Source organism: Streptomyces abikoensis, from assembly GCF_014648775.1.
Taxonomy (GTDB): domain Bacteria; phylum Actinomycetota; class Actinomycetes; order Streptomycetales; family Streptomycetaceae; genus Streptomyces; species Streptomyces abikoensis.
The window spans coordinates 573,890-598,048 of sequence record NZ_BMRT01000003.1; the positions used below are offsets into that span (position 1 = coordinate 573,890).

22 protein-coding genes are annotated in these 24,159 nt (G+C 73.0%); 9 read left to right on the plus strand and 13 right to left on the minus strand.

The window, feature by feature from the left end; all coding sequences use genetic code 11:
* The first annotated feature begins 9 nt into the window (after positions 1-9).
* The 5 genes from modA (at position 10) to IE096_RS12860 (ending at position 7,225) form a co-directional block, all read left to right on the plus strand.
* Positions 10-774 (plus strand): molybdate ABC transporter substrate-binding protein, encoded by a 765-nt coding sequence (gene modA / locus IE096_RS12840; protein ID WP_189451551.1) that lies wholly within the window; start codon positions 10-12, stop codon positions 772-774.
* A complete protein-coding gene (locus IE096_RS12845) occupies positions 771-2,753 on the plus strand; it encodes an ABC transporter permease (protein WP_189451552.1) in 1,983 nt (660 codons plus the stop codon). The genes modA and IE096_RS12845 overlap by 4 nt, the downstream gene beginning before the upstream one ends.
* 55 nt (positions 2,754-2,808) lie before the next feature.
* Positions 2,809-4,377 carry an alpha/beta hydrolase gene (locus IE096_RS12850; protein ID WP_189451553.1) on the plus strand — a complete coding sequence of 523 codons (1,569 nt, stop codon included), beginning with the start codon at positions 2,809-2,811 and terminating at the stop codon, positions 4,375-4,377.
* 123 nt (positions 4,378-4,500) lie between these two features.
* Positions 4,501-5,571, plus strand: a complete 1,071-nt coding sequence (locus tag IE096_RS12855) for a hypothetical protein (RefSeq protein WP_189451554.1) — start codon at positions 4,501-4,503, stop codon at positions 5,569-5,571.
* A 64-nt stretch (positions 5,572-5,635) separates the two neighbouring features.
* Entirely contained in the window at positions 5,636-7,225 is a 1,590-nt protein-coding gene (locus IE096_RS12860; protein ID WP_189451555.1) for an alpha/beta hydrolase, read from the plus strand.
* Positions 7,226-7,308: 83 nt separating this feature from the next.
* Here the strand turns inward: IE096_RS12860 and moeZ are convergent, their stop codons facing one another.
* The 12 genes from moeZ to IE096_RS12915 all read right to left on the minus strand — a co-directional run bounded on the left by moeZ (position 7,309) and on the right by IE096_RS12915 (position 21,151).
* Complete coding sequence (moeZ, locus tag IE096_RS12865; RefSeq protein ID WP_189451556.1) at positions 7,309-8,487, minus strand: adenylyltransferase/sulfurtransferase MoeZ; 1,179 nt, start codon at positions 8,485-8,487, stop codon at positions 7,309-7,311.
* An 84-nt stretch (positions 8,488-8,571) separates the two neighbouring features.
* On the minus strand, positions 8,572-9,357 hold the full coding sequence (locus IE096_RS12870; RefSeq protein ID WP_229820162.1) for a spherulation-specific family 4 protein: 786 nt from the start codon (positions 9,355-9,357) through the stop codon (positions 8,572-8,574).
* Positions 9,354-10,268 carry an NAD-dependent epimerase/dehydratase family protein gene (locus tag IE096_RS12875; protein ID WP_126915910.1) on the minus strand — a complete coding sequence of 305 codons (915 nt, stop codon included), beginning with the start codon at positions 10,266-10,268 and terminating at the stop codon, positions 9,354-9,356. Before IE096_RS12875 ends, IE096_RS12870 begins: the two co-directional genes overlap by 4 nt.
* Before the next feature lie 96 nt (positions 10,269-10,364).
* Positions 10,365-11,279 carry a hypothetical protein gene (locus IE096_RS12880; RefSeq protein ID WP_229820134.1) on the minus strand — a complete coding sequence of 305 codons (915 nt, stop codon included), beginning with the start codon at positions 11,277-11,279 and terminating at the stop codon, positions 10,365-10,367.
* A gap of 146 nt (positions 11,280-11,425) precedes the next feature.
* Positions 11,426-12,958, minus strand: a complete 1,533-nt coding sequence (locus IE096_RS12885; RefSeq protein ID WP_373298097.1) for a DUF3492 domain-containing protein — start codon at positions 12,956-12,958, stop codon at positions 11,426-11,428.
* A 161-nt stretch (positions 12,959-13,119) separates the two neighbouring features.
* Entirely contained in the window at positions 13,120-14,751 is a 1,632-nt protein-coding gene (locus IE096_RS12890; RefSeq protein ID WP_189451559.1) for an ABC transporter ATP-binding protein, read from the minus strand.
* Positions 14,748-15,737, minus strand: coding sequence for an ABC transporter permease (locus tag IE096_RS12895; protein WP_189451560.1), 990 nt, complete (start codon positions 15,735-15,737; stop codon positions 14,748-14,750). The genes IE096_RS12890 and IE096_RS12895 overlap by 4 nt, the downstream gene beginning before the upstream one ends.
* The gene (locus IE096_RS12900) at positions 15,734-16,759 is read right to left on the minus strand and encodes an ABC transporter permease (RefSeq protein ID WP_189451561.1); all 1,026 of its coding nucleotides are present in this window, start codon (positions 16,757-16,759) and stop codon (positions 15,734-15,736) included. Before IE096_RS12900 ends, IE096_RS12895 begins: the two co-directional genes overlap by 4 nt.
* Positions 16,756-18,480, minus strand: a complete 1,725-nt coding sequence (locus IE096_RS12905) for an ABC transporter substrate-binding protein (protein WP_189451562.1) — start codon at positions 18,478-18,480, stop codon at positions 16,756-16,758. The genes IE096_RS12900 and IE096_RS12905 overlap by 4 nt, the downstream gene beginning before the upstream one ends.
* A 163-nt stretch (positions 18,481-18,643) precedes the next feature.
* Positions 18,644-18,736 carry an Ms4533A family Cys-rich leader peptide gene (locus tag IE096_RS32155; RefSeq protein WP_346429068.1) on the minus strand — a complete coding sequence of 31 codons (93 nt, stop codon included), beginning with the start codon at positions 18,734-18,736 and terminating at the stop codon, positions 18,644-18,646.
* A gap of 65 nt (positions 18,737-18,801) precedes the next feature.
* Positions 18,802-20,166: a DUF3152 domain-containing protein gene (locus tag IE096_RS12910; RefSeq protein WP_229820135.1), complete on the minus strand. Its 1,365-nt coding sequence runs from the start codon at positions 20,164-20,166 to the stop codon at positions 18,802-18,804.
* On the minus strand, positions 20,159-21,151 hold the full coding sequence (locus IE096_RS12915; protein ID WP_189451563.1) for an alpha/beta fold hydrolase: 993 nt from the start codon (positions 21,149-21,151) through the stop codon (positions 20,159-20,161). Before IE096_RS12915 ends, IE096_RS12910 begins: the two co-directional genes overlap by 8 nt.
* A gap of 153 nt (positions 21,152-21,304) precedes the next feature.
* On the opposite strand from IE096_RS12915, the gene IE096_RS12920 reads away from it, so the two are divergent.
* From IE096_RS12920 to IE096_RS12935, 4 genes are all read left to right on the plus strand, one after another.
* Positions 21,305-21,532, plus strand: a complete 228-nt coding sequence (locus tag IE096_RS12920; protein WP_126915904.1) for an Rv3202a family protein — start codon at positions 21,305-21,307, stop codon at positions 21,530-21,532.
* Between the two features lie 182 nt (positions 21,533-21,714).
* A complete protein-coding gene (locus IE096_RS12925) occupies positions 21,715-22,347 on the plus strand; it encodes a TetR/AcrR family transcriptional regulator (RefSeq protein WP_189451564.1) in 633 nt (210 codons plus the stop codon).
* A gap of 192 nt (positions 22,348-22,539) precedes the next feature.
* Complete coding sequence (locus IE096_RS12930) at positions 22,540-22,767, plus strand: DUF3107 domain-containing protein (protein ID WP_126915902.1); 228 nt, start codon at positions 22,540-22,542, stop codon at positions 22,765-22,767.
* A gap of 215 nt (positions 22,768-22,982) precedes the next feature.
* On the plus strand, positions 22,983-23,261 hold the full coding sequence (locus IE096_RS12935; protein WP_189451565.1) for a hypothetical protein: 279 nt from the start codon (positions 22,983-22,985) through the stop codon (positions 23,259-23,261).
* A gap of 64 nt (positions 23,262-23,325) precedes the next feature.
* On the opposite strand, the gene IE096_RS12940 is transcribed toward IE096_RS12935, so the two are convergent.
* Positions 23,326-24,060 carry a ferritin-like fold-containing protein gene (locus IE096_RS12940; protein WP_126915901.1) on the minus strand — a complete coding sequence of 245 codons (735 nt, stop codon included), beginning with the start codon at positions 24,058-24,060 and terminating at the stop codon, positions 23,326-23,328.
* Positions 24,061-24,159: the final 99 nt, after the last annotated feature.

Sequence of the window (24,159 nt, forward strand, 5' to 3'; positions counted from 1 at the left end):
GGAGAGAGAATGCCCCGCACCCTCGCACGCACGGCCCTGGCGGCAGCGCTCCTCCTGCCCCTCGCCACGGCCTGCGGCAGCGGCGACACGAGCGACGACCCCAAGCAGCGGACCACCCTCACGGTCCTCGCCGCCGCCTCCCTCACGGACGTCTTCAAGCAAGCGGGGGCCCTCTACGAGAAGGACCACCCCGGCACCAAGGTGAACTTCTCCTTCGCGGGCTCCCAGGAGCTGGCCGCCCAGGTGCGCCAGGGCGCGCCCGCCGACGCCCTCGTGACGGCCGACACCAAGACGATGGACGGGCTCGCCCAGCAGACGAACGCCCCCACCACCATCGCGAAGAACCGCCTGACGATCGCCACGGCCCCCGGCAACCCCAAGAAGATCCAGGGACTCTCCGACCTCTCCAACCCCACCCTCAAGGTGGTCCTGGCGGCACCCGAAGTACCCGCGGGCCGCTACAGCAAGAAGGTCCTCGACCAGCAGCACGTCGACGTCAAGCCGGTCTCGCAGGAGCCCAGCGTCCGCGCCGTGCTGAGCAAGGTCACCCTCGGCGAGGCGGACGCGGGCATCGTGTACGTCACCGACGCCACGTCGGCCAAGGACAAGGTCGCGACGGTCACGATCCCCGACGACCGGAACGCGGTGGCGGCCTACCCCGCCGCGACGCTCAAGAGCTCCAAGCACACCAAGGAGTCGGCCGACTTCGTCACGTGGCTGAGCTCGGCCGAGGCCCAGAAGCTCCTGCGCGGGGCGGGCTTCCAGCAGCCGTGAGGGCCCGCAAAGGGACGCCCCTGCCCCTGGCGATCCCCTCCGTCCTCGCCATCGGCTTCCTGTTCCTCCCCCTGGCGGGCGTCCTCACCCGCACGCCGTGGGGCACCCTCCCGTCCCGTCTGACCTCCCACGAGGTCACCCAGGCCCTCACCCTGAGCCTGACCGTCTCGGCGTACTCCCTGGTGCTCTCCCTCGTCCTGGGGGTCCCGCTCGCCTGGCTGCTGGCCCGGGTGGACTTCCCGGGCAAGGCGCTCGTCCGCTCCCTCGTGATGCTCCCGATGGTCCTCCCGCCCACCGTCGCGGGCGTGGCCCTCCTCCAGGGCTACGGCCGCCGGGGCGTCCTGGGCCCCTGGCTCGACGAGTGGTTCGGCCTCACGATCCCCTTCACCACCACAGCGGCAGTCACAGCCTCGACCTTCGTGGCCATGCCCTTCCTGGTCATCAGCCTCGAAGGAGCACTCAACGGACTCCACCCCCGCTATGAGGAGACGGCAACCTCCCTGGGAGCGACCCCACTCCGCACCTTCCGCACGATCACCCTGCCCATGATCGCGCCGGGCCTCTTCGCGGGAGCGGCCCTCTGCTGGGCCCGCGCGCTGGGCGAGTTCGGGGCGACGATCACGTTCGCGGGCAACCTGCCGGGCGTCACGCAGACGCTCCCCCTCCAGGTCTACCTGCTCCTGCAGGACGACCCGGAAGGAGCAACGGCGGTGTCGTTGCTCCTCCTGGCCATGGCGACAGCAGTGCTGCTCACCCTCCGGGGCCACTGGCCGCAGACGCCGACGGCGGGAGGTCGGGGCCGGGGCGGGGCGGGCCCCGGCAGGGACGTAAAGGACTCTTCGTGGCGCGTGCCGGGTACGACGTCACGTGATGCCCGAGGCCACGAAGAGTTCAGTCCCAGAGGGGTCCGCCCCGCACCGGCCCCGACCGCACCCACCCCGCACCCCCTGCGCACCACGGTCACCGGCGCCGTAGAAGCAACGCTCACCGCCCCCGCCGGCACCACCATCGCCGTAGTGGGCCCCAACGGCGCGGGCAAGACGACCCTCCTCCGCGCCCTCCTGGGCCTGACCCACCGCGCCACGGCGGAAACGCTGACACTCGGCGGCCAAGACGTATCGACAGCCCCACCCCACCGCCGCCGAATCGCCTGGGTCCCCCAGGACGGCGCCCTCTTCCCCCACCTCACGGCCCTGGCCAACACCGCCTACGGACCGCGCGCCCAGGGCACCCCGAAGGCCGAGGCCCACGCCACCGCCCAGCAGTGGCTCGACCACCTGGGCATCGGCCACCTGGCCCACCGCAGGCCCGGCCTGCTCAGCGGCGGCCAGGCCCAGCGCGTGGCCCTGGCCAGGGCCCTCGCCGCCGGCCCGAGCCTGCTCCTCCTCGACGAACCCCTCGCCGCCCTGGACCAGTCGACCCGCGCCCAGGTGCGCCACACCCTGCGCACCCACCTCGCCGACTTCCCCGGCGTGTGCCTGATCGTCACCCACGACCCCGTGGAAGCCGTCTCGCTGGCCGACGAGGTGCTCGTCCTGGAGGACAGCCGTACGACCCAGTACGCACCCCCGGCCGAGCTGGCCCGGCACCCCCGTTCCCCCTGGGTGGCCCGCATGCTGGGCCTCAACGCGTGGCCGACGGAGGCGACATCCGACGGCCTCCAGCTGCCCAACGGCGCGACCCTAGTCACGGCGGACCCACCCGCCACCCCCGGCCCGGGCCTCGCCGTGATCGCCCCCGAAGCGGTGTCCCTCCACACCGCCCACCCCACGGCCACCACCAGCAGCCCCCGCAACGTCTGGCAGGGCAAGATCCGCGAGCTCACCGCACAAGGCAGCAGAATCCGCGTCCTCGTGGACGCCGACGTCGAGATCGTCGCTGAGATCACCCCCGCCGCCGCGACGGAGCTCAAGCTCACGGAGGGCACGCCCGTCTGGGCCAGCGCGAAGGCGACGGAGGTCAGGTTCGTCCCGCTGTAACCCATACGGCCCGCCCTGCGCGCGCCCCGCCCCACCCCGCCCAACAGTGGGAGGCGTGTCCACATCCCCACGCACGGCGAGAGCGCGAGCCCTGCTCGCGGCCGTGCTGCTGACGCTCACGGCCACGAGCTGTAGCGGCACGGGCGACGCGCAGGAGAAACAGCCCCCACCCCCGAAGAGCCCGGAAACCGGCACACCGGCCGCGGCCCCCCTCCAGAACCAGAAACTGGACTGGAAACCCTGCCCACCCCCCAGCCGCAGCGAGGACGCGGGCGCCGCCGGCCGGCCCCCCGGCCCGGACTGGGAGTGCGCGACCCTGCGCGCGCCGCTCGACTACGCCCACGCGGACGGCGAGAAGATCGGCATCGCCATGATCCGGGCGAAGGCCACCGACCAGTCGCACCGCATCGGCTCGCTCCTCTTCAACTTCGGCGGCCCCGGCGGGTCGGGAGTAACGACGCTGCCGGCGTTCGCCGACGACTACCGCACCCTGCGCACCCGCTACGACCTGGTCAGCTTCGACCCGCGCGGGGTCGGCCGCAGCAACGGGGTGACGTGTCTGCCGGACAAGGAACTGGACGCGTACTACGCGGCGGACGCCACCCCGGCCACCCCCGCCGAGCAGAACGCCCTCGTGGACCGGGTGAAGAAGTACGCGGAGGGCTGCCAGAAGCGCTCGGGCAAGTTCCTCCCCCACATCGGCACCACGAACGCCGCCCGCGACATGGACCTCATGCGTCAGGTGCTGGGCGACGACAAGCTCCACTACTTCGGCGTCTCGTACGGCACCGAACTGGGCGGCGTCTACGCCCACTTGTTCCCCAAGAACGTCGGCCGGGCGCTGATGGACGGCGTGGTGGACCCGTCGAGCGATCCGCTGCAGAGCGCCCTCGCCCAGGCCGCCGGGTTCCAGCTCGCCCTCGGCGACTACATGGCGGCCTGCACGAAGACCTCGGACAACTGCCCCACGGAGCAGCAGATCAACTCGCTCCTCGAGCGGCTGGAGAAGAAGCCGGTGCCGGGCGGCGGGGGCCGCGACCTCACGCAGTCGCTCGCGACCAGCGGCATCGCGCAGTCGCTCTACTCGAAGGAGTTCTGGGACTACCTCACCGAGGGCGTCGAGGACGCCGAGAACGGCGACGGGAAGATCCTCCTCATGCTGGGCGACTCCATGAACGGCCGTGGCCAGGACGGCACTTACAGCTCCCTCCAGGCGTCGCTCAACGCCATCACGTGCGCCGACTTCTCCCAGCGCTACACGGCGGCGGACATCGAGCGGAGGGCGGCGGAGTTCCACAAGGCGTCACCGGTCTTCGGGGACTTCATGGCGTGGAGCCTGCTGCAGTGCACCGGATGGCCCGTAAAGGGCGAATGGCAGACGCCCGACGTCAGCGCGAAGGGCTCCGCGCCCATCCTCGTCGTCGGCAACACCGGTGATCCGGCGACTCCTTACGAGGGAGCGCGCAAGATGGCCCAGGAGCTCGGCAAGGGCGTCGGAGTCGAGATGACGTACCGGGGAGAGGGCCACGGCGCGTACGACAGCGGCAACGCGTGCGTGAAGAGCGCGGTTGACGCATACCTGCTGGAAGGTACTGTTCCGGCACCCGGGAAGGTGTGCTCATAGCACCCATAGCACATCACACCGGTACTACGAACTCCTGCGGCTCGAATGTCAGTGGCCCGCACTACCATCGCCCGCACAGAGTTTCACTGGGATCGGCAGCACGGGCGACGGAGGGGGACAGAGGTGTTACGCACGGCCGAACACCCGGGCCGCAGGGCCAGACTGCTCACCGGCGCCCTGGCCATAGCGGCGCTACTGGCGGCCCTGATGGCGCTGTGGCAGACGCAGTTCAGGCCGCTGGCCAGGCAGGACTACTGCTGGGGCACCTGGTCGGAGGAGAGCGGCCCGTTCCGCGGGGAGGCCGGGGGCGTACGGCAGCGGGTGTCCCGGGAGAGCGCGCCGGGCCCGGGCCGTCCCCACGGCCAGTGCACACTGAGCTGGCGCGGGAGCGACCCCGGCAACGACCACGACGGCAGAAGCAATGGCAACAGCAACGGCAAAAGCAACAGCAACGGCAACAGCGACAAACGCTGGGCCGAGCGCCGTCTGGAGGTCAGCTACGGCACGGGCCCCGAGGCGGCGGACGAGCGCCGGGCCTGGCTGACGGGCCTGTTCGCCGGGGGCGACTCGCCGCTCCCGGACGCCCTCCCGGGCTTCGTCACGGCCTCGTCGGGCACGCTGGTGCTGCCGGAGTCGTGCGATGTGCGCGGCCGGCCGTCGGTGGTCACGCTGACCGGATCGTTCCCGGACGCCTCCCCGGCGCGCACGGGCAGGCTCCTGCTGGACGTGGCCAACCGGGCCGCGAAGGTGACGGGGTGCGCCCAGGAGGCCCGGCCGCTGGCCTCGCCCCGCGCGCCCGGGGCCTGCGCGATACCGGGCATAGCCGGGCCGGGCGCGGCGAGCCCGGCCGGAACGGGCAGTTCCGAACCCGACTTCGAGACGTGCGCGCTGACGGCCACGGACGCGTTCCGCTGGGCGGCCCGGTTCGCGATGACCGCCCGGCCCAGGATCGTCGCCCTGTTCGACGGGCTCACGGGAGACACCCCACCCGCGCCGGGCTGGCGTGCCCACGGGCGGATCGAGGCGACGGGCGCCCTCATACGGGCCGACTGCGCCGGCCGCCCCACGGTGTTCACCATGCGCACGGGCCCCGGCCGCACCGGCACCCGGGCCGACGATCCGCGCCGGGCCTTCCCCGCGTTCGTCGACGCCGTCGCGGGCCGGATCGGCTGTGCGCCCCTGCGCTCCGCCTGACAACGCCCGTACGCCGGGTCGTCAGGGGGTCGGGAAAGGGCGATTCATCCGTAGAGTCGGTGGAATGAGTCCCACACGGCCCCGGGTCACGGCCCTCGCCTCCCTCGCCGCCACCGCCCTCGTGATCGCCCTCGCCGTCACCGGATGCGGTGACAACGGAGGCGACAGAACGAACGGCCGGAACAGTGGCAGCGGTGCCGACGGCAGCGGAGACACCAACGGGGGCAAGAACGGTTCCCCCGTGGTCAAGCTCAATTGGAAGACGTGCGACGCGCCCACCGCCGCGCAGGGCACGGGCAAGGCCCCCGGCAGGGCCTGGCAGTGCGCGAAGCTCCCGGTGCCGCTCGACCACTCCAAGCCGGACGGCGAGAAGATCGACCTCGCGCTGATCCGCAGCAAGGCCACGGACCCGTCCCACCGCATCGGTTCGCTCGTCTTCAACTTCGGCGGCCCCGGCGCCTCGGGCGTCTCCGCGCTGCCCGCCCTCGCCGACGGCTACGCCACCCTCCACGCCCGCTACGACCTGGTGAGCTTCGACCCGCGCGGCGTCGGCGAGAGCGCCGGCGTGCGCTGCCAGAGCGACAAGGAGCTCGACGCGGCCTATCAGGTGGACGGCACCCCGGACGACGACGCCGAGCTCAAGCAGACCCTCGCGGTCAACAAGGCGTACATCGACGCCTGCGCCAAGAACTCCGGCAAGGTCCTGCCGTACGTGGACACCGTCAGCGCCGCCCGTGACCTCGACCGGATCCGGGCCGCGCTGGGCGAGTCCAAGCTCCACTACTTCGGCATCTCGTACGGCACGGAACTGGGCGGCGTCTACGCCCATCTGTTCCCGAAGAACGTCGGACGCACCGTTCTCGACGCCGTGGTGGACCCGACGCAGGACACCGTGCAGGGCGACCTCGGCCAGACCAAGGGCTTCCAGCTCGCGCTGGACGACTACCTCAAGGACTGCGCCTCGGCGGGTGCCGCCGGCACCGGCGGCCGCTGCCCGACCCTGGACGAGATCACCACGCTCCTCAAGAACCTCGACGCGAAGCCCCTGCCGACGAGCCAGGGGCGCGAGCTCACCCAGGACGAGGCCACCAACGGCATCGCGACGGCGCTGTACTCCAAGGACACCTGGAAGTACCTGACCGCCGGGCTCCAGGAGGCGAGGGTCAAGGGCACGGGCAACACCCTGCTCCTGCTCTTCGACTCCATGGCGGGCCGTGCGCCCGACGGCCGCTACAACAACCTCCAGGCCGCCAACCGGGCCATTTCCTGCGCCGATTCACAGGACCGCTACAGCGTGGACGACGTCCGGCGGATGCTGCCGGAGTTCAAGGCGGCCTCGCCGGTCTTCGGGGAGTCCGCGGCGTGGTCGTTGCTGTCGTGCACGGGCTGGCCGGTGCGGGGCAAGTGGAAGACGCCCGAGGTGAGCGCCGCGGGGGCCGCGCCGATCCTGGTCGTCGGCAACGCGGGCGACCCGGCGACGCCGGTGGCCGGCGCGGCGAACATGGCGGAGCGGCTCGGCAAGGGCGTCGGGGTCCGGCTGACCGTCAAGGGCGAGGGCCACGGCACGTACGGCGTCGACGCGTGCGCCACGAAGACCATGGACGCCGCGTTCCTCGACGGCAGGCTCCCGGCGGACGGCACGACCTGTTCCTGACGGGAACGCTGTGCCTGGCACACGAAGCCGGCCCCGCCCGCCTCTCGGCGAGCGGGGCCGGTCCACACCGGAAGACGACGGGGTCAGTACACCGGCTTCTGCGGCTCCACCTGGTGGACCCAGCCGATCACGCCGCCGCCCACGTGCACCGCGTCCGCGAAGCCCGCGGCCTTCAGGACGGCCAGCACCTCCGCGGAGCGGACACCCGTCTTGCAATGCAGGACGATCTTCTTGTCCTGCGGCAGCCCCTGGAGCGCGCTGCCCATCAGGAACTCGTTCTTGGGGATCAGCCGGGCGCCGGGGATGGAGACGATCTCGTACTCGTTGGGCTCGCGGACATCGATGATGTCGATGTTCTGGCCCTCGTCGATCCACTCCTTCAGCTGGAGCGGGGTGATCGTCGAGCCGGCGGCGGCCTGCTGCGCCTCCTCGGAGACGACGCCGCAGAATGCCTCGTAGTCGATGAGCTCGGTGACCGTCGGGTTCTTGCCGCAGACCGCGCAGTCGGGGTCCTTGCGGACCTTGACCTGCCGGTAGGTCATCTCCAGGGCGTCGTAGATCATCAGCCGGCCGACCAGCGGGTCGCCGATGCCCGCCAGCAGCTTGATGGCCTCGTTGACCTGTATCGAGCCGATCGAGGCGCAGAGCACGCCCAGCACCCCGCCCTCCGCGCAGGAGGGGACCATGCCCGGCGGCGGGGGCTCGGGGTAGAGGCAGCGGTAGCAGGGGCCGTGCTCGCTCCAGAAGACGGACGCCTGGCCGTCGAAGCGGTAGATGGAGCCCCACACGTACGGCTTGCCCAGCAGCACGCACGCGTCGTTGACGAGGTAGCGGGTGGCGAAGTTGTCCGTGCCGTCGACGATCAGGTCGTACTGGGAGAAGATCTCCATCACGTTGTCGGCTTCGAGCCGGGTCTCGTGCAGGACGACGTTCACATAGGGGTTGATCCCCAGCACGGAGTCCCGCGCGGACTCGGCCTTGGAGCGGCCGATGTCGCCCTGGCTGTGGATGATCTGGCGCTGGAGGTTCGACTCGTCGACCTCGTCGAACTCCACGATGCCCAGGGTGCCGACGCCCGCCGCGGCCAGGTACATCAGGGCGGGCGAGCCGAGGCCGCCGGCCCCCACGCAGAGCACCTTGGCGTTCTTCAGGCGCTTCTGTCCGTCCATCCCGACGTCCGGGATGATCAGGTGGCGGGAGTACCGACGGACCTCGTCGACGGTGAGCTCGGATGCCGGCTCGACCAGGGGTGGCAGCGACACGGGGACTCCAGGATCATCCCCACGGCGGTGGGGAAGGTAGAGGCAACAGTGTGTTCTTCCCCCGTAACACTGCCACGCCCTGTCTCATTCCGAGACACCAGGTCCGATGCGCGAGACGAAATCGTCCCAGTAGCCGGGCAGGGACTCCCAGGGGTCCAGGGCGTCGCGGTCGGTGCGGTCCGTGAAGTAGACGGTGCCCGCGCCCTGCCAGCGGGCGACGCGCAGCGCCTCGTCCAGATGCGTGCGCGGCACGCCGTGCACCAGGTGGCAGAAGCGCTCGGGCGGATGGTCGGCCGTCCACTCGGCGGCCCGGGACCAGCGGTAGCCGGACCAGGGGCCCGCGTACGTCACCAACTGGTCGCCCACGTCAGCGTATCCGGGGCTGGGGTGGGTGCCGTGGGACAGCACGAGGTACGCCCCGTCGAGGAGGGTCCGCAGCGCGCCGGCCATCCGCCGGATGCCGGAGAGCCCGGCCTCGTCGTCAGGGCAGCGGGCCAGCGTGAAGCCGTCCACCCGGTACCAGTTGAGGTAGCGCTGCGCGTCGGAGAGCAGCTCGCCGAAGGACCGGGCGCCGTACCGGGCGTCCAGGTGGCCCAGCACCCGGACGCCGGACGTGCGCAGCGGGACGACGGCGGACAGCCAGTACGGGTCCTGCCGGGAGCCGGGGCCGCCGCTCGTGCCGTCGGGCTCCCCCGCCGTGCGCTCCCCCGGTGTCCCGCCGCCGATCACCACCCAGTCCAGCGGGAGGCCCGCCCGCTGGAGGCCGCCCCACTCGGCGGGGGCCACCAGCGGATGCGCGAAGCCCGGCACGGCGAGCCGCAGCGGGGCCTTCCGGGCGGCGAGGGCGCGGCGGTACCCCGGGGAGATCAGATACGACACGCCGCCTCCATCCAGATGTCGGCCAGCGACTCCTCCAGGGCGATGCGCGGCCGCCAGCCCAGGCGGTCCCGGGCGGTGCGCACGTCGGCCTGCTGCCAACCGCCGCAGCCGTCCGGATAGGGGTACGCGGGCGGGCTGCCCAGGTGGGGGTCGTCCAGCTCGTGGAGGGCGCCCCCGAAGCCCGCGACCCGGGCGAGCAGCGTCGCGGCGTCGCGGAGCCGCACGGCACGGCCGGTGCCGATGTTGACGGCGCCCTGGGCGGCGGAGAGGGAGGCGGCGTGGACGGCCCGGGCGATGTCGCGGACGTCGACGAAGTCGCGCTGCACCCCGAGGCCGGTGAGCTTCAGCTCGTTGTCGCCGCTCTGCATCGCCCGTCGCATGGCCTCCGCGAGCCGGCCCAGCGGCGAGCCGGCGGGGGTGCCGGGCCCCACCGGGGAGAAGACCCGCAGCACGATCGCGTCGAGCCCGGAGCCGAGCACCAGCTCGGTGGCGGCGAGCTTGCTCACCCCGTACGGGCCGCCCGGGCGCGGCACCGCGTCCTCGGCGGTGGACGAGCCGGGTTGCGAGGGCCCGTATTCGGAGGAGCACCCCACCTGCACCAGCCGGGCGCCGCAGCCGCTGCGGCGCAGCGACTCGCAGACGGTGGCGACGGCGACGGTGTTGTGCCGGGTGAGCTCGCGCGCCCCGCCCCGGGTGGCGCCCGCGCAGTTGATGACGACGCCGGGGTGGACGGCGTTGAGGAAGCGGGTGAGGGCGCCGGGGCTGCCGGAGGCCAGGTCGAAGCGGACGTCCGCGTCGTCGCCCCGGCCCAGGGCGGTGAGCTGGACGGCGGGGTCGGCGAGCAGCCGGTCGGCCACGAAGCGGCCGAGGTAGCCGTTGGCGCCGAGGAGGAGGACTCTCATCGGTCGGGCCCTCGCTCTCGCCCGGTGGTGCGCGGAGGGGAAACGGTCATCGTGCTTGCTCTCTCTCCTGACGACGGGGTGGGGCGGGTGGTGACGTCACCGGTGTCCGTGGACCGAGGCCCGGGACAGCGCGGAGACGGCGTGGGCCAGCAGGGCGAGGGCCGGCGGGACACACGCGGCGAGCGACAGGGCGGTGGGGCCGAAGGCCCCGGCCGCCCAGCCGACGGGCCAGCGCAGGGCTTCGCAGCCCGGTAGCCGGGCGGCGAGCAGGGTGAGCGGGGGCAGGGCCTCGGCCGCGGCGGCGGCCAGGGTGGCGGCGACGGCCGCCCGGGGCAGCCCGTGGGCGGTGAGCAGCCCGGCGAGGAAGAGGAGCAGGCCGAGCGCCGCCGCGGCCAGGTAGTGGAGGACGGGATGCGGGCCGGCCGGGACGGCCGAGCGGGCCGGCCACAGGAACGCGAGCAGGGCGCCCAGGAAGAGCGTCACCGCCACCAGCAGGGCGGGCCGTGTCCGCCTGCCGAACTCGGCGAGGTCCCGGCTGGCCGGGAGCACCCGGCGCGCCCTGGCCGCGAACCAGTGGGCGCACCAGGCCGCGGGGGCGGCGGCGCAGGCCAGGGCGAGGGCGGTGGGCGCCGCCCCGGCCAGGGCGGCCGGGAGCGGGCCCGTCCGGCCGGCCGGGGTCCGGTGGCCGTGGAGCAGCGCGGTGAGCAGCGGGTCGCCCACGAGGGCGTAGGCGGTCAGCCAGAGGCAGGCCAGGGCGCCGGCGGGGCCCCATCCTGTGCGCAGGGCGGCGCACGGGCCTTGGCGGTGGCCCTTGCCTTCGCCGGGTGTGGCGTGGAGCGCCACGTCGCTCTCCGTGCGTTCCGCTCTCGCGTGGAGTTCCTCCGCCAGGGAGAAGACGTCGCGGTGGCGGTAGTCCGTGGACGCGACGCGGTCGCAGATGCCGCGGGCCTCCAGGCCGGCGGCGATCTCCAGTGGGTCCACCGCTCTGGCGCACAGCCTGTGGTGGCGCACCAGCAGTACCTTCACCGGGTCCGCTTGCCCGTGCGGGTCCGTGGGTGGGTTGTGCCCACCCTCCCCCATAGCCTGAACGGCATGGGAGGTACCCCCATCGCCCTGCGGAACGCCTGCCCACAACTGGTCTTCAGTTATCGACGTCGTCATCGGCGGCCCGCCCAGGTCGGTGAGGCCGTGCGGGAGGTCGCGGAGAGGGGGGCCGCCGCGTGGGAGAAGGGGACGGACGGGTCGGGGTTGCCGAGGTGGACGGGGGCGCGGGAGAGGACCTCCAGGTAGATCGCCCCGAACCCGGCGACGTTCTGCTCGACGGTGAAGAGCTCCAGCGCGCGGGCGCGGGCGGCGGCGCCCAGCCGGGCGCGGCGCTCGGGGTCGCCCAGCAGCGCCAGGCACGCGGCGGCGAGGGCGGCCGGGTCGCGCGGGGGGACGACCAGGCCCGTGCCGCCGATGACTTCGCGGACGGCGCCGACGTCCGGGGAGACCGTGGCGCGGGCGCAGAACATCGCCTCGGCCAGGGCGGTGGGGAAACCGTCGACGGCTCCGGAGAGGAGGACGACGCTGCCCGCCGCGTAGTCCTCGGGGCCGCAGGCGGGCCCGAAGGAGACGCCTTCCGGGGTGGTGTCGGTATCCGGTGGCACCCCGACCACTCTGAGCCGCAGCTCCGGTTCGGAGGCGCGGAGGGTGGCGAGGGCCTCCCACAGGTGGGGTTCGGTCCCGCCGCCGACCCACACCAGCGTGGGCGGGCCGCCGGTGCGGAGCGCGGCGCTCTCGTCGCCCTCGCCGACGGCCTCGTAGAGGCTGGCGTCCATGCCGGGGTGGACGGTGCGCAGCCGGGAGCGGTCGGCGCCGCAGCGCTCCTGCCAGCGGCGGCCCTGGCCGTCTCCGGCGGTGATCACGGCGGCCTCGGAGTAGATCAGCGCGGTGAGGCGGCGGTGGAAGGCGGAGAGGAGGGTGCGGACGGACGGGGAGAGGTCGGCGGGGGCGGAGGCCAGGTAGTACTCGCGCAGTCCGATCTCGTACTCGGTGACGAGCAGGGGGGTACCGAAGAAGCGTTTGGCCAGGAGGCCCGGGAGGGCGGCGGAGCCGGCGGAGGTGGCGTGGCACAGGTCGACGGCGGCCAGGCCGCGGTCGCCGTCGGCGGTGCCGTACCAGTCGAGGGAGAGCGGGCGCAGGGCGCGCTCGATCAGTCCGGAGACGACGAGGAGGTCGGTGACGCGGGTGCCGTAGGCGGCGGGGTGGGCGCCGGGTGCGCGGCAGGCGGTCTCCAGGGCGCGCAGGGCCAGTTCGGAGCGGAGGGCCGCCGCGAGGCCGCCTTCCTCGCGGGCGAGGTCGGCGAGGCCGCCCAGGCCGTCGGCGAAACGGTACGCCTGATCTCCCGGGAGGGTGATGGCCGCCGCGAGGTCCCCGAAGTGCGCGGTGAACCGCCGTCGCTGGTCGCGCCCGTACGCGCCGTAGGCCCGGCCGCCGGCTCCGGGGGCGGGTCCGCCCCACAGGGGGGCCGCTCTCACCCGGCGGACGTTGCCGGGCAGCGCGTACCAGCCGCTGTCCTCCTGACGGGCCGTCCGGCTCAGCGCGTAGAGCTCGAAGTCGTGCTGGCCGAGCCCGCGCACCAAGCGGTCGCACCACTCTCCGCCCTCGCCGGCGGCGTATGGGTAACCGCCTTCGGAAAGCAGTCCCACGCGCACGAACACACCCCCGTTCTCCCTTGTCGGCAACCGCCGTTACGGCAGCGGGGAGCACGCTATGCGCGCTTCCCGGTGGCGCGGCGGACGGTTGTCCGTCGCGCCACCGGAAGGGGTGAACGCAAGTGACTTTCGGCCAGATGCGGCGTTGATCCGCGCTATGCGGTGGCTTCCGCCGGTTCGAGCCGGGGCACCGCCGCGAGCAGGCCCTGGGTGTAGGCGTGCCGGGGCCGCTCGTAGACGGTGTCGGCGGGGCCCTCCTCGACGATCCGGCCGCCGCGCATGACGACGAGCCGGTCGCTGACCTGACGGACGACGGCGAGGTCGTGGGCGATGAAGACCACGGCCAGTCCGAGCTCGCGCTGCAACTCGCCCAGCAGCCGCACGACCTGCGCCTGCGTGGTGACGTCGAGCGCGGAGACGGGCTCGTCGCACACGATCAGCTTCGGCTCGGGGGCCAGCGCCCGGGCGATGCCCACGCGCTGTCGCTGGCCGCCGCTGAACTCGTGGGGGTAGCGGTGGTAGGCGTCGGGGTCGAGGCCCACGCGCTCCAGGAGTTCCCTCACGCGGGCGACGATCGCGGCGTCGTCCAGCCGTCCGGCGGCCCGCAGCGGGTCGGCGATGGACTCGCCGATGCTGCGGCGCGGGTTGAGCGAGGAGACGGGGTCCTGGAAGACCATCTGGAGCTCGCTGCGGAAGGAGCGCAGCTCACGGTCTTTCAGGCCGCCGATCTCGCGGCCCTCGTAGCGCAGCTCGCCGCCGGTGGGTTCCAGCAGACGGACCAGCATCCGGCCGAGAGTGGTCTTGCCACTGCCGGATTCGCCGACGATGCCGACGGTCTCCCCGGCCCGGATGGTGAGCGAGACGTCGTCGACGGCGGTGACGGTCTTCCTGCCGCGCCCGAACTCCCGCCGGAGGCCGGTGGCTTCGAGCAGGACGGAGTCGTCGCCCTTCGGGGTGCGGACGGTCTCGCGGCGGACGTTTACGCGCGGAACGGCGGCCAACAGCTCACGGGTGTAGTCCTCCCGGGGGCGGGCGAGGATCTCGCGCGCCGGGCCGTGCTCGACGGCCCGGCCGTCCTTCATCACCAGCAGCTCGTCGACGCTGGAGGCGGCGACGCCCAGGTCGTGGGTGACGAGGATGAGGCCCATGCCCGTCTCCTCGCGCAGTTCGCGCAGGAGGCCGAGGATCTGGGCCTGGACGGTGACGTCCAGGGCCGTGGTGGGTTCGTCGGCGACGAGGAGCCGGGGGTCGCAGGCGAGGGCCATGGCGATGAGGGCTCGCTGGCGCATGCCGCCGCTGAACTCGTGCGGGCGGGAGCGGGCGCGCCGGGCGGCGTCGGGGATGCCGACGCGGTCGAGGACCTCCACGGCGCGGGCGCGGGAGGCGCGGCGGCCGGCGCCCGGGTGGTGGAGCCGGTGGACCTCGGCGATCTGGTCGCCGATGGCCTGGTACGGGTCGAGCGAGGACAGCGGGTCCTGGAAGACCATGGCCGCGGTGCCGCCGCGCAGCTTCCGCAGGGCGGCGTCGTCGGCGGCCTGGACGTCCTGCCCGGCGACGCGCACGGTGCCGGTGACCTCGGCGCCGGTGCCCCGGTGGAGGCCGAGGAGGGCGTAGGCGGCGGTGGACTTGCCGGAGCCGGACTCGCCGACGACGGCGAGGGCGCCGCCGGGGGCGAGCGTGAAGGAGAGCCCGGAGACGGCCCGGACGACGCCGTCGCCCGTGCCGGTGGGGAAGCGGACGGACAGATCGTCCACGACGACGAGGGGCGTGTCGGTAACGGTCGTCATCGCAGCACCACCCTTCGGTCGGCGGCGGCGTAGAGGAGGTCCGCCACGATGTTGGCGATCACGACGGCGGTGCCGGTGACCATCACGACGGCGACGACGACCGGCAGGTCGATGGTGCGGGTGGCGTTCACCAGGAGCTGTCCGATGCCGGGCAGGCCGAACATCATCTCGGTGAGCATGGCGTTGCCGAACATCGACCCGAAGTCGGCGGCGGTGAGCGCGACGACGGGGGCGACGGCGCCGCGCAGGGCGTGCCGGGCGATCAGGGAGCGCTCGGTGGCCCCGTAGGCGCGGAAGGTGCGGATGTGGTCCTCCGCCAGCGTCTCCAGCATGGAACTGCGGGTCAGCCGGGCGTATTTCGCCGACTCGAGGAGGCCGAGGGCGAGCCAGGGCAGCAGCATGTTCCAGGCCCACTGCTCGGGGTCGTCCCCGAGCGGCACGTACGTCGGGAAGGGCAGCCACTCCAGGTAGGCGCAGAACAGCATCAGCAGGCCGAGGCCGCTGATGAAGACGGGGGTGGCGGTGCCGGCGAGCGTGAGCCAGGTGAGCACGCGCTCGGTGAGGCCGCCGCGGCGGAGCGCGGACAGCAGTCCGGTGCCGGTGCCGAGCAGCAGCCAGACGACCATGGCGCCGGTCGCCAGGGAGGCGGTGGCGGGCAGCCGCTGGACGATCAGGTCGGTGACCTGCTGGTCGTTCTGGTACGACAATCCGAAGCACGGTGCCTGGCAGTGGAGGACGCCGGTGCCGGTGGAGTAGTCGTGCCCGCTGACGATGCCCTGGAGGAAGTGCCAGTACTGGACGTACACCGGGTCGTTCAGGGAGAGCTGCTCGCGGACCTGGCGGATCTGTTCGGGGTTGCAGCGGGGGCCGCAGGCCAGGCGGGCGGGGTCGCCGGGGGCGATGTAGAAGGTCGCGTAGACGACGGCGGAGAGGACGAGGACGACGGCGAGCGCGCCGAGGGCGCGTCGCAGGAAGTAGCCGGTCATGCGGTGCCTCCCGCGCCGCTCGTGCGGGTCCGCGCGCCGCTCGTGCGGGTCGTGCGCCGCTTGCGGCCGACGCCGAGCCGGGACGCCTGGCGCGGGTCGAGCGCCGTGCGCAGCCCGTCGCCGAGGACGGTGAAGGCGAGGGTGGTGACGAAGAGCATGAGGGCGGGAAGCAGGACGTACATGGGGTCGGCGCGGAACCAGGTGGTGGCCGTGGAGAGCATCTGTCCCCAGGAGGGGGTGGGCGGCTTCACGCCGACGCCGAGGAAGGACATGCTCGCCTCGATGACGATGTTGGCCGGCAGCAGCACGGCCGCGTAGGTGATCACGGGGGCGGCGAGGGAGGGCAGCAGTTCCCGGCGGGCGACGCGGCGCCGGGAGGCGCCGGTGAGCCGGGCGGCCGAGACGAAGTCGAGCTTGGTCAGGCCCAGGGCCTGGGCGCGGACGAGCCGGGCCATGCCGCCCCAGTTGAGCAGCCCGATGGCGACGACGAGCAGCACGGGCCGGGGGAAGTCGGCCGGGACGACGGCCATCAGGGCGATGGCGAAGACCAGCAGGGGCATGGCCACCATGACGTCGGTGAGGTGGCCGAGCGCGCTCTCGACGGCGCGGCCGCCGAGCGCGGCCGCGAGGCCCACGGCGAGGCCGAGGAGCACCTGGACGAGCGTGGCGCCGACGCCGACGAGCAGCGAGACGCGGGCGCCGAACAGGAGGCGGACGAACAGGTCGCGGCCGGTGCCGGGTTCGACGCCCAGCCAGTGCTCGGCACCGATGCCGCCGAAGGACCCGAGCGGGACGCCGCCGCGGGCGGAGTCGACGAGGGTGTCGTGGTAGCTGTTGGCGTCCTGGCCCTCCAGGGCGGCCAGCAGGGGCGCGCCGAGGGCGAGGAGGACGAGCAGGCCCAGCACGGCGGCGGCCGCGAGCGCGGACTTGCGCGCGCGCAGCCGCCGCCACACCTGCCGGGCGCCGGAGGCGGGAGCGGCTCCCGCCTCCGGCTCCTGGGTGGTGATCAGTTCCGTGGTCACTTGACGGCGACCTGGGAGACGTCGAGGACACCGGTCCAGTCGCTGATGACGACGTTCTTGACGTCCTTGCCGACGAGGCGCTTGTAGACCGGGTGGAAGAGCGGCACGGTCAGGGCCTGGGCGCCGATCCTCTGGTCCAGGGCGCCCCAGCGCTTGGCGGCGGCGTCATGGTCGGTGATCTTGTTGATCTCGTCGATCTCGTTGTTGACCGCGGAGTCGTCGAGGCGGGAGGCGTTGAAGTTGGCGCCGTCCTTGACGATCTGCCGGCCGTCGAAGATCGGGGCGAGGAAGGGGCCGCCGGAGGGCCAGTCGGCACCCCAGTGGGCGAGGAAGAGATCGGGCTGCTTGTCGACGCTGTGGGTCTTCTCGTCGTAGTCGTTCTCCTCCAGGCCCTCCAGCTTGACCCGGATGCCGGCCTCCTTGAGGGCGGCCTGGAGCGCGGTGGCGATCTCCGGGCTGGTCTCGAAGTTCTGGGCGGTGGAGTGGGTCAGCGTGATGTCCAGGCCGTCCGGGTGACCGGCCTCCTTCAGCAGCTCCTTGGCCTTCGCGGCGTTGCCGGTGGCGCCGGCCGGGAAGGGGTCGTAGGGGGTGAAGCCGAAGGACTTCTGGTTGGGCAGGAAGGTGGTCGCGGGCTCGGCCAGCGCGGAGCCGCCGGCGGCGTTGACGACGCTGGTGCGGTTGACGGCGTAGGCGATGGCCTCGCGCACCTTCGGGTCGTCGAAGGGCTTGGCCTTGGGGTTGAAGGCCAGGTAGTTGGTGTAGCCGAAGTGGCCGGTGCCGACGCGGGCGGCCAGCTTCTTGTCGCCGGTGACCTGGGCGAGCTCGGCGGGGCCGAGGTTGGTGTCGGTGGTCACGGCGGCCGCGTCGGCGCCCTGGCCGGCGGAGAGCCGCTGGTTGATGACCGCCGGGGCGAGGCCGGACTTGACCTCGATGCGGTCGGGGTAGGCGTGGCGCTCCTTGTCGGTCTCCTCGGACCAGTTGGGGTTGCGCTCCAGGACCATCTGCTCGCCGTCGTTGGTGTTCTTCACGACCTTGTACGGGCCGGAGGAGACGGGGTGCTCGGCGTACTTGGCGCCGGTGTCCTTGGCCTTGGGCACGGGGGCGAACTGGGTGGAGGTCGCGAAGTAGGGGAAGTCGCCCTCGGACTTCTTCAGCTTGAAGACGATGGTCTTCGCGTCGGGGGTCTCGATGGAGTCGAGGCCCTTGTTCTCTTTGTACGGGCCCTGGTAGGTGTCGCCGCCGATGAGCCAGTCGCGCAAGTAGGGGGCGCCGCCGGAGAGTTCGGGGGCGAAGGAGCGCTCGACGCCGTACTTGACGTCGGCGGAGGTGATGGGCGTGCCGTCCTCGTACTTCAGCCCGTCCTTGAGCTTGTACGTCCACGTCTTCGCGTCGTCGCTCGCGGTGCCGGTGTCGGTGGCGAGGTCGGGGACGACCTTGGTGCCCTCGGCGCCGTTCTCACGGTTGCGGGTGGTGAGGGTGCGGTAGACGAGCGAGGGGATGTTGCCGCCGCCGGAGGTGTAGAGGCGGGCGGGGTCGAACTGCTTCTGCGGCGCTCTGTTGAGGACCGTGAGCGTGCCGCCCTTCTTGGGCGCGCCGTCGGCGCCGCCGCCGGCGGAGTCACCGCCGCTCTCCTTGGGGCCGCACGCCGCCGCGCCGCCGATCAGGACCACGCTGACGGCGGCCGCGGCCACGCGGCGGGATATGACGGACAGTTGACGCATGACTGGTCAGGCCTTTCGCGGGAATGCGAGGGGAGGAGAGCGCGGAACGCGTTCGGCGGAAGGCGGTGGTGAGAGGAGCGCGCGGAAGCGCCCGTACCGCCCCCGGCGGACGCGACGCGTGAAGGCGCGCGGAAGTACGCGGGGAGATGCCGGAACGGGTCGTTCAGCGACAGTGAATGTCGGCGACGGAGTGCGCGGCCACGCCGATCAGCGCCAGCTCGAAGGCGGCGTTCTCGAAGGCGGGGCGGGACGACATGCCGAGAAGACTGAACGAATTTTCGCCCCGCCGCAAAGGTGTCTCAGGTCGCGAGACCGGATGTCTCAGGAATCGGACCCGGGGAAGGGCCAGGCGTTGGGGCGGCAGGTCTTCCCGTCGGTCGTGAGGAACTTGGTCTGCTGCATCATCACGGGCGCGAGCGCGCCCTCCTTGGGGCAGGTCTCGTGGTCGTGGCCGAGGCGGTGGCCGACCTCGTGGTTGATCAGCATCTGCCGGTACTCGTGCATCCGGTCGCCGAAGGTCTGCGAGCCCTGCGCCCAGCGATAGGCGTTGATCATCACCCGGTCGGTCGCGGCCGAGTCGCAGGAGACGTTGTCCTCCGTGGTGTCCAGGCCGGACTTGGCGCACCAGGCGGCCGTCGTCTTCGGGCTGGCGAGGGTGACGACGAAGTCGGCGTCGCCGGAGGAGACGCGTTCGAAGGTGCGCTTGCCGCCGTGGCCCCAGCTGCGGTCGTCGTTGAGGGTGCGGTGGACGGCGGTGGCGAAGAGCGAGCCGTCGAACGGCAGCCCCTTCTCCACGTCAACGCGGTACCGGAGAACATCACCCTTACCGGGGGCCTTGTCATGGCCCGCCACGGTCACGAATTCACCCGAGGCCCCGGCGTCGGCCTCCAGCGGGTACTTCTTCGCCATCTTCTGCTCGTACGTGGCGGGCACCTCGGCACCGCCCTTGGGCGTGGGCCTGCTGTCGGAGCGCGAGGCCGCCTCGGGGTCCACGCGCTTGCCGACGTCCGCGGCGCGCGCCCGTGCCGCGTCGTCCCCGCCGTCGCGCAGCTGGGTGGTCACCGTCACCGCGAGGACGGCTGTCACCACGGCCGCCGCGACGCCGATCACCGTCCGCCCGCGTCCGCCGCGGGCCCCGGCGCCGCGGGCCGCCGCGCGCCCGCCCTCACGGCGGGGCCGGGGCGGGACGGGCGTCACGGGCGGAGCGGCATCGGCCGACGGTGCGGAGGCGGGGGCCGGGACCGTGCGGAGCGGGTCACCGTGGAGGGCGTCGTCGGTCGCGTATCCCGTGGTGTAGCGGGTGAACCCGGCCGGCGGGGCGGCGGGCCCGGCCGCGCCGGGGGCCGCCTGGGCGCGCTGGGCGCCGATGACGCCCCAGCCCAGCACCGGCTCGCGCGGCTCGGCCGCCGCCTGCGGGGTGAAGCCCGAGCTGTAGCCCGCGTGGTAGCCGGCGTCGTACTCGCGGTCGAAGCCCGCGTCGAAATCGGCGGCGAGCTCCGCGGCCTCCCTGCCGGAGGCGGTACCGCGCCGGCGCCCCGGGCCGGGGCCGGGCACGGGCTGCCCGGCGTCGGGCAGCGAGGCCGCGGGGCCGGGCCCGCCCTCGGTACGGCGGCGGCCCGAGCCGGGGGCCGCGCCCGCGGCGCCCCCGTAGGGGGGCCGGTCGGCGCGTGCGCTGTGTTTACCCACGGGGCGGGGCGCTCCGTTCCGGTGTCGGTGTCGTGGCGGTGTCCGCGAGCAGTTCCCGGAAGGCGCGAGCCACCGTGTCCGGGTCCTCCATCATCGCGACATGCCCCGCCTCGAGAAGCGTCAGCAGCCGCGAGTCGCGGAAAGCCTTGCTCGCGCGGCGGGCCATGCGGATGGACACGAGCTGATCGCGCACTCCGTACACGAGCAGAGTAGGGGCAAGGACCTTCTCCGCCTGACGCCACAGCGAATGCTGTCCGCCGAGCGTGTACGCGTCGACGATGCCGCGCGCCGAACGGGCCATGACGTCCCAGAAGTAGGGGAGCTCCAGGCGCCGCTCGTACTCGGCGACGGCCAGGGCGAAGCCCTCGGGCGTCACCCTGGCCGGGTCGCCGTAGCAGAGGGCGAGCACCTCGCGGGTGCGGCGCTCGGGCGTCCACTCCTTCGTCATCCGGGCGAAGAGGGAGACGACACCGGGCACGGCGAGCAGCCCGGTGGGCACCGCCGTGCGCTGGGGGCGCAGCTCGGGCAGGGCGGGCGAGACGAGGGTGAGCGTGCGGACGAGGTCGGGCCGGACGGCTGCGACGCGGGTGGCGACGGCGCCGCCCATCGAATTGCCGAACAGGTGGACGGGGCCGCGACCGCCGGCGTCGAGGTGGCGGATGACCGCGCGGGCGTACCCCGTGATGGAGTAGTCGCCGTCCTCCGGCGGGGGCGCGTCACCGAAGCCCGGCAGGTCGAGGGCCTCGCCGTCGACGGTGTCGGCGAGCCGGTCCATCAGCTCGGACCAGTTCTGCGAGGAGCCGCCGAGCCCGTGGACGAAGAGCGCGGGGGCCAGGCCGGCGCGGACGGGCGGGCGGGCGCGGACGGTCAGCGTGACCCCGGGCAGGGCCACCGTGCGCAGCACCTCCCCCGGGCTGACCCGCGAGGACCGCGTGGGCGGCACGACGGGGACGGCACCGGTGTCCGGCGACTCGGTCGATGACATGCGGGCAATGTTACGAGACGATCACGCCGGGGCCCTTGTGGCGGGGGTCACAGATCGCCTGGCGGTGCGGGGCACTCTCTCCTAGGCTGCCCAACAGGGAGTATCAAGGAGTAAGAGGGGCGCTCACACCGGATACCGGAAGGGATCCCGCTCATGCCTGTCGACCCGACCGACCCGGACACCTTCGAAGAAGCAGACGAAGAGGAGGTCGCCATGGAGTTCGACGCGGAGACCCCGGAGGCGGACGCCGCCGAGCAGCACGCGGACCTGTCCCCGCACGAGGACGACCCGCTGACGCACGTCGACCCGGCCGCGGCGAACGAGGCGGACCGCGCGGAACAGGCCCGGGTGGTGGAGCTGGACGAGGACGACTACCGCTGACCCGCGGGGCACCTGTGCCGATAATCGGCGATTTGTCGATTTCCCACAGCGTCCGGTCCATGAAATTCTCCGCTCCGACCGCGCACGCTCCGGTTACCCAAAAGTACGATGGCGGGCGCGTGCACACCGGGCACCTCCCGGCTGCCGCCGGGGGGAGCACAGAAAACGACATGGGAGGCGGCGTGACAGCCATCGAGCAGACCGAGGCGCGCCCGCGGGGCACACGCCTGCCGCGCCGAGCCCGACGCAATCAGCTCCTGGGCGCGGCCCAGGAGGTCTTCGTGGCCCAGGGGTACCACGCCGCCGCGATGGACGACATCGCCGAGCGCGCGGGCGTGAGCAAGCCGGTCCTCTACCAGCACTTCCCGGGCAAGCTGGACCTCTACCTGGCCCTGCTGGACCAGCACTGCGAGAACCTGCTCCAGGCGGTCCGCACGGCGCTCGCCTCCACCAACGAGAACAAGCTGCGCGTGGCGGCCACCATGGACGCCTACTTCGCCTACGTCGAGGACGAGGGCGGCGCCTTCCGGCTGGTCTTCGAATCCGACCTCACCAACGAGCCGGCCGTGCGCGAGCGCGTCGAGCGGGTCTCGCTGGAGTGCGCGGAGGCGATCAGCGAGGTCGTCGCCGAGGACACCGGCCTGTCGAAGGACGAGGCCATGCTGCTGGCCGTGGGTCTCGGCGGCGTCTCCCAGGTCGTCGCCCGCTACTGGCTCTCCAGCGAGAGCGCCGTGCCGCGCGAGACGGCCGTCCAGCTGCTGACGTCGCTGGCCTGGCGCGGCATCGCGGGCTTCCCCAAGGTCGCGCCCGAGTAGCCCCGGCCGGCGTCCGGCCACCGCGCCGCACCCCGCGGCCGGGCGTGTCCCATGTGTTCGCTGCGAGCGTGCGAACGGGGCCCGGCGGACCGCCCGTACCGGGCTAATGTTTGCAACGTACGGCGCGGCTGGTCCGCGCACCCCTCCCCTGGGCTCAGCCATGGGGGACCCCAACCTTCGGAGGGACAGACCGTGGAGGTCAAGATCGGCGTGCAGCACGCGCCCCGCGAGATCGTTCTGGAGAGCGGGCTGGCTGCCGAAGAAGTCGAGCGCATGGTGGCCGAGGCGCTCGCCGGCAAGTCCGCGCTGCTGAGCCTGACGGACGACCGTGGCCGCAAGGTCCTGGTGCCGGCCGACCGCCTGGCGTACGTGGAGATCGGCGAGCCGACGACCCGTAAGGTCGGCTTCGGCGCGATGTGACCCGCTGCCCGGCGGAATGCGAACGGCGGGGCCCCGGTGTGGAATTCACCGGGGCCCCGCCGTTGTTCGTATCAGGTACGGGGCCGGGCTGTTGTTCGTATCCGGGGGGCGTACCGGGGCCGTCGCCGAGGGTTGCCCGGGGCGGACCCGGGGTAAGACCGCTACGACCGATTTGCACCCCGCTTCTCGGCCACCTCACTGGGAGGGTATTGAGCATGATCCTCTGGGAAGCGCTCGGCTCGGTCCTCATCGGCCTCGCCGTCTCCTACGCGGCCCTGCGCTGGCTTCCCGCGCGCTTCGGGCAGATCCGTTCCCGGGGCCTGGCCCTGTCCACCGGGCCGGGCGCGGCCCTCTTCGGCGCCCTGCTGGGCCATTCCGTGCTGGGCCCGGGCCACACCCTCGCCACGCTGGGCGTCTCCCTGGGCGTCTGCGTCGCGCTGCTCTCGCTGCTGCTGCGCCCCACCGGCCGGCCCCGCCGCTCGGCCACGGCCTGACGACCGCGGCACCGCGACGGGATACCGGTGGTGAGCGTTGACCGTCCCGCTGCTCCGGCGCCTGTTATGCCGCCAGGCCCAGCGCGGCCATGCGCTTGGTGTGCGCCTCGGTGATCCGGGAGAACATCTTCCCGACCTCGGCCAGATCGAAGCCGTCGGCCACCCCGCCCACGAGCATCGTCGACAGGGCGTCACGGTCGGCGACCACGCGCTGCGCCTGCGAGAGCGCCTCGCCCATCAGCCGGCGCGCCCAGAGCGCGAGCCGCCCGCCCACGCGGGGGTCGGCCTCGATGGCCGCCCGCACCTTCTCGACCGCGAACGAGGCGTGGCCCGTGTCGTCGAGCACGGCCAGCACCAGCGCCCGGGTGTCGGAGTCCAGCCGCGCCGCCACCTCGCGGTAGAAGTCACTGGCGATGGAATCGCCCACATACGCCTTGACCAGGCCCTCCAGCCAGTCCGAGGGCGCGGTCAGCCGGTGGAACTCGTCCACGCCGGCGGCGAAGGGCTCCATCGCGGGGGTCGGCGGCGCGTCGATCGCCTCCAGGCGGTCCCGCAGCCGCTGGAAGTGCTGGAACTCGGCCGCGGCCATCTTGGCCAGCGCGGCCTTGTCGTCCAGGCTGGGCGCGAGCGCGGCGTCCTCCGCCAGCCGCTCGAAGGCGGCCAGCTCACCGTAGGCGAGGGCGCCGAGCAGATCCACGACGGCCGCCCGGTACCGCGGGTCGGCGGAGGCCGTGGCCCAGTCCTGGGCGGCGATTCCGGTGGGCTCGGTGGCGTTCTCGGGTGTGTCGGGCGTCTCCATGCAGCGAACGATAGCCCGCCATGCGACACGGCGAACCCCCTGGTCAGACAGTTCATCCCGATCCGGACACGGGATTGTCCGGACACACATGCGCCTTTC